Origin of the sequence: Denitromonas iodatirespirans (genome assembly GCF_018524365.1) — a bacterium.
GTDB classification, from domain to species: domain Bacteria; phylum Pseudomonadota; class Gammaproteobacteria; order Burkholderiales; family Rhodocyclaceae; genus Nitrogeniibacter; species Nitrogeniibacter iodatirespirans.
In genome coordinates, this window is sequence record NZ_JAEKFT010000090.1 from 1 (window position 1) to 1343 (window position 1343).

General features: G+C 60.8%; 1 protein-coding gene. It reads right to left on the bottom strand.

The window, feature by feature from the left end; genetic code table 11:
* Nucleotides 1-14: 14 nt before the first annotated feature.
* Nucleotides 15-1226 (bottom strand): IS4 family transposase, encoded by a 1212-nt coding sequence (locus I8J34_RS24030; RefSeq protein WP_230411990.1) that lies wholly within the window; start codon nt 1224-1226, stop codon nt 15-17.
* Nucleotides 1227-1343: the final 117 nt, after the last annotated feature.

Sequence of the window (1343 nt, forward strand, 5' to 3'; positions counted from 1 at the left end):
GCAATGCTCTCAACTTAAGCCGCCTTGTATGCCAAATGCAAATGCGGCTTGACTCTGGCCGGTCTTGGGTAGCTTCGTCCAGACTGGATGCGGCATCTGTTTTTGGCGATCGTCGCCAGCACCGCGGGCAGCGCTGCCCTTGCGTGTGCGATGGCCAGCAAACAGCCGGCGAGGATCGGCTTGAGCGCGCCCATTGCGTAGATCCGATTGGGGCGCGAAGCCGCTTCTGGCCGCTGCGAGCGGGCGGCCAGCAGCACGCACAGATTGTCAGCCAGCACTTTGGCAGCGAAGTCTTGCTGCAAAGCCAGATAGCTCAGTCCGGTTGGCGCCTCGAGGCGCAGCCGATGTTTGATCCGTTTGAAGGCTTCCTCGACACGCCAGCGCTGATGGTAAAGGGCTCCGAATTGTTCGGCCGGGTAGCGACAAGCATCGAGCAGATTGGTCATCAGCACCCGAACATGTCCGTTGGGCGTGATGTCGCGGACCAGGCGCACCTGCGTGGGCTGGCGCACCAGATCGTAGGTCGCCGCGTCAAGGCCGGTTGGGGCGGCCAGAGTGACGGTTCTTTCGTGCTCGTCGCTGCGCAGGAACGCCTCGACGCAACCCCACGCGCGCGTATCGGCACGCAGGCAGAAGGCCAAGCCACGCTGATCGAGCGCGGCCACCATGGTGTTTCCGACATAGCCACGGTCGAGTACTAGCAGATCGCCCTCGGCATCCAACTGCCCGAGCGCTTCAAACAACATCTGGCGTTCGGAGCCGTCAGCCGGATGCAGGCTGGCATGCAAGGTCAAGTCGGTGCCCGGCAGAAACAGCGCGAAGGCATAGTGATCGGGGCTCAATTGGGCATTGCTGCGCGTCGAAACACGCAACCGAGACGCGTCTGCCGCGACCACGCGAAAGCCGTTCCAGCGTGTAGCGTCGATGTGCGCGCTTGCCAGTTCAAGCAAGTGCTGGGACGCCAGATGAAACAGGCGCGCCGAGAAGCCTCGACGCGCCTTGCTGAAGGCCTGGGCACTGACCTCGCGGCTTCGCACCGCGTGGCCCCGCAAATGGCCGAAGAACGAATCCAGTTCGCTCTGAACGCTGCTGCACATGCCCGAGATCATCATTGCGGCGACGCGCGGCAGCGTCAAACAGCGATCACGGGTGAATGCGCCAGGAAGCAGGCGCACTTGATCGGCAAGCGCAGGGTCGAGGAGGAATCGGGAGAACTCATCCAGCAACGACCGGGGGTCGAGGATTTGAGTTCATAATGTCTATTTATCAATAACTTAACGAACACTATTCTACCCAAAACAGATGCTGTTCACAAGGCTGAATTCCTTAAGTTGAGAGCATTG